Origin of the sequence: Moorena sp. SIO3H5, assembly GCF_010692395.1 — a bacterium.
Lineage (GTDB): Bacteria > Cyanobacteriota > Cyanobacteriia > Cyanobacteriales > Coleofasciculaceae > Moorena.
Genome location: NZ_JAAHHS010000587.1, coordinates 1 through 3,579, shown reverse-complemented (window position 1 = coordinate 3,579; position 3,579 = coordinate 1). Strand labels below are relative to the sequence as shown.

Genomic DNA, 3,579 nt, shown 5'->3' with positions numbered 1-3,579 from the left:
CCTCTTCTGTCACCAACAAATTCATCACGGTTGACTGTGTGATTTGCTTGAGCCGTATGCTTGGAAACCTTGCAAGTACGGTTCTGAGGGGGGAACGGAGCCGCGAGGCTCCTTACCTACCCGCCTTCTTCATGAGAATCTCGAAGTCCTACTCGGAGCCTTAACGGTCATTGAAGAATGGTTGCAACCAATTGGTCTTGAACTGAAGCCAGAAAAAACCCGAATTGCCCACACACTCCATCACCATGATGGAGACAGTCCTGGGTTTGATTTCTTAGGGTTCAACGTGCGGCAATATCCTAAACATCGGGGACGCGGGTATAAAACATTAATTAAGCCCAGCAAAAAAGCTGTCAAAACCCAATATGCCAAGCTCAAAGATGTATTCGACAGGCATAAGACCGCGCCAGTTAAAGCACTGATATCCAAGCTAAATCCGATAATTCGGGGGTGGTGTAATTACCACAAACATAATGTAGCTAAGGAAATCTTCGATGAATTAGACAACCTGATCTGGAAACGTTCCTGGCGATGGGCCACAAGGCGGCATCCTCAAAAGAGCAAATCATGGGTAAAGAATAAATACTTTGCCCCTGAAGGCACTAGAAATTGGGAACTACATGACGGGCCAGTCAAATTAGCTCGTCATGCAGATACAGCAATCGAGCGTCACTCCAAGGTCAAGGGAGATAAGTCACCCTTTGATGGAGAAACGCCATATTGGGCAGCCCGTATGAGCAAACATCCCCAGATGCCAACAACATTAGCCAAGCTCATTAAGTTGCAAAAAGGTAAATGCGCAATTTGCAGACTACCCTTTGGGCATGAAGATTTAATCGAAATCGACCACATCAAGCCAAAAGCCCAAGGCGGTAAGGATTGTATGGCTAACTACCAAGCAGTCCATAGACATTGCCACGATTCCAAAACAGCCCTAGATGCTATTGGACGTAAACCAGATACTCCAGAGGAGCCGTGTGCGGTGAAAGTCGCAAGCACGGTTTTGAAGACCAACCGAAGAGGGTAACTTCTCTGGTTGAGTTTAACATGACTGGGTGATTCTGGCTCCGACGCGGTGGAAGTTGAGAAAAGCCATCAAGGCAACTAACCAGGTGATGAGTGAGTTACGGGTGGTTAAACATCCGGATAAAACTTTCATCGGGAGAGTTGCCAGGGGCTTTGATTTTCTGGGCTATTGGTTATCGCCGGCGGGGCTGGGTATCGCTCGGAAGACGGTGGTAAGAATGGTTGAAAATATGCGTCGGCTTTATGAGCAAGGTGCGCCCGACGAGCGTATTGAGGTATATTTTCAACGCTGGTGTCGATGGGTGAAGGGTGGGATTTCGGCTAGGCACAAACATCTTCTCTTTCACCGCTCGGCTTTGCTTGGATTCCGTTTCCTTTCTCAGGACGACTTTTCCTAAGCTGAACGGGATAGTAATTGTGTACCATCCACCCGCCACCGGGGGCGGCGAACCCCACCTCACTCGCCCTTCCTTCACAATTACCCCTTTCGGCTTCCGCACCCCACCCCCGCTCCGTGCCCTGCACACCACGATACCACGGCGCCGCTTACCTACACCCGCGGGCCACTCTCCGCCCTTTTCTTAGTACAACATTATGTCCCGGTTATAGAAATAAAAGTTATGTTCCTTGTCCAGCGCACACGTCTCGTTTGGCCAAGCATCCACTTCCTCTAATCCGTATTCGCTCTCATACATGTTCTCCACGAACGCGACTAACGGAGCGGGGTCCTCGATGACCACGGCATAAGATAGCTTCAACGCCACATCGTCCGCCTCGGGATACAACAGACAAGCTGCCTTCTTCCCTAACTGTGCTTTTGTCCATTCCTTTCGCAGCTGCTCCGCGGTCATGTGCGTTACATCGCCCATGTACTTCATTCGAGTGTTGTGCGCTACCTCAACTCCCTTCACACTGATCACCCCTACGAATTTCTCCTCGGCCCAGTCCTTGTCGAATATGAACTTGGGATGGACTTGGCCGTCCTTCGTTGCTTGGATCTCTATCCCTATCAGCTTTTTCCATTCAACCATCACATCCGCCGGATTAAATCCATCATCCACAGGATTCTGTATCTCGTCAACTCTCACTTTCGAGTCTCTCACGGTTTCCGCTAACCACAGCCATGGGTGCTTGAGAAATACATCCTCGCCCTCGGAGTCAACCACGTATATTAACTCATTGAGGCGTCGATAAACCCATTTCCCCTTAATCAGACTCATGACAACCGAGGTCTTTTCTCTATTCAGTCCCATTCCTTTTCTCCCGCTTGTTTGCTTCATGCCTAAAAAATGAATACCGTGGTTGTGGACTGTCCACCTCCACCGTTTTCGGCTATCCACTTCTTAGACGCTCCTCACCATGCTTTTCTGAACTATGTGCCTCAAGATTCCTCACTGACTACCTCGACGCTCCCTCGCTTCGATGAGGGGGACTTTGCCATCATCCCTTTGGGGCGAACGGATCAACTAGTGTGAATACCACTTCGACTGATGCACCTACTATTTGCGCCTACGTTTTGTACTCGTGTCTGCCAAGATTTGACAGTTATGTGACCCTGCAATGCGACTCCAACAGATCGAGAGCAACACAAGATTGAAGTTCTTCCAGAAAAAAAACAACGGGCGCAACTTTTCCTTTGTCCCCCTGGCTACCCTCCTCCTCCCTTCCTTCTCACTCGTTGGCTCAAACTCGGCATAAAAACCATACCCGACCTTTGCTAAGTTGGTGGGCTGTTTTAACATCAACCTCATCAGCACTTTTCCGCCAAACGATCGCATTTAATCTAATGTCCGGTTGAATCCATGTAAATAAAATGAGCGGGGAAAGGATAAAGTCGAGAGATTTTTCGGGTGTCACGTGGATCGTTTTATTGTACGTAATTATCCGTACTCGATCTGACTCTCCTACACTATGAACATTCTCGACCTTGCCGCCTCTGGTTGTGATGGAAGAATTATTGCGATCGCCTGATGGATTAATGGAATGGCAACTAAATATAGCATTATTATTGGGAAATGCTTGAACTTTTGCTATCTCACTTTCACCCGATACAGTCTCCGTCTCCAAAACACTCTTATCCTCTTGCGACCTTATCTGCTGCTGCTTTTCCCCATTTTCTTCAGGGGTAGGAGACTGACTTGACCCTGAAATCTGTAGGGAGGAATGGCTGTTTGCCCCTACTTCCGACTCCGACTCTCGAAAATAGGCACTCAACCTCTGTTTAAGCTGTTTCCGCGCCAAAGATATCCGCTTGCAGACATTATCATAAGATTTCCCTTGCTGTTCGGCAATTTCTTTATAGGAAAGCTCCCGATAAAAATGCAAAATAAAGGTCTCTCGATACTTTTCCGGCAACTCAGCGATCGCTCCTCGTATCTGATCAGATATCTCTTCTCTCTCCAGAACAGACTCTGGACATTCAACTGTTCCTGTAGTAGTAACTCCCTCAGTATTCCCCACCCATTCAATACTTTCAACACCCACAGCAGCACGAGAACCTTTACGGATAATATCGATGCAAAAATTACGAGTTACCTGATACAACCAAGCCAG

The 3,579-nt window shown here is 48.1% G+C and carries 5 protein-coding genes; 3 read left to right on the top strand and 2 right to left on the bottom strand.

Going from position 1 to position 3,579, the window contains the following annotated elements:
* The first annotated feature begins 43 nt into the window (after positions 1-43).
* Positions 44-1,027 carry a group II intron maturase-specific domain-containing protein gene (locus F6K52_RS34000; RefSeq protein WP_293089249.1) on the top strand — a complete coding sequence of 328 codons (984 nt, stop codon included), beginning with the start codon at positions 44-46 and terminating at the stop codon, positions 1,025-1,027.
* 55 nt (positions 1,028-1,082) lie between these two features.
* On the top strand, positions 1,083-1,424 hold the full coding sequence (locus tag F6K52_RS33995) for a hypothetical protein (RefSeq protein ID WP_293089246.1): 342 nt from the start codon (positions 1,083-1,085) through the stop codon (positions 1,422-1,424).
* 183 nt (positions 1,425-1,607) lie between these two features.
* On the opposite strand, the gene F6K52_RS33990 is transcribed toward F6K52_RS33995, so the two are convergent.
* Positions 1,608-2,306 (bottom strand): hypothetical protein, encoded by a 699-nt coding sequence (locus F6K52_RS33990; RefSeq protein ID WP_293089243.1) that lies wholly within the window; start codon positions 2,304-2,306, stop codon positions 1,608-1,610.
* Positions 2,307-2,315: 9 nt separating this feature from the next.
* On the opposite strand from F6K52_RS33990, the gene F6K52_RS33985 reads away from it, so the two are divergent.
* Entirely contained in the window at positions 2,316-2,501 is a 186-nt protein-coding gene (locus tag F6K52_RS33985) for a hypothetical protein (RefSeq protein ID WP_293089241.1), read from the top strand.
* 208 nt (positions 2,502-2,709) lie between these two features.
* On the opposite strand, the gene F6K52_RS33980 is transcribed toward F6K52_RS33985, so the two are convergent.
* Positions 2,710-3,579: RNA polymerase sigma factor (locus tag F6K52_RS33980; protein ID WP_293089239.1), on the bottom strand; the 870-nt coding region annotated here is incomplete at its 5' end.

Coding starts and splice junctions, on each gene's coding strand:
- F6K52_RS33990 (WP_293089243.1), bottom strand. CDS start 2,306: ATGAAGCAAACAAGCGGGAGAAAAGGAATGGGACTGAATAGAGAAAAG.
- F6K52_RS33985 (WP_293089241.1), top strand. CDS start 2,316: ATGAATACCGTGGTTGTGGACTGTCCACCTCCACCGTTTTCGGCTATC.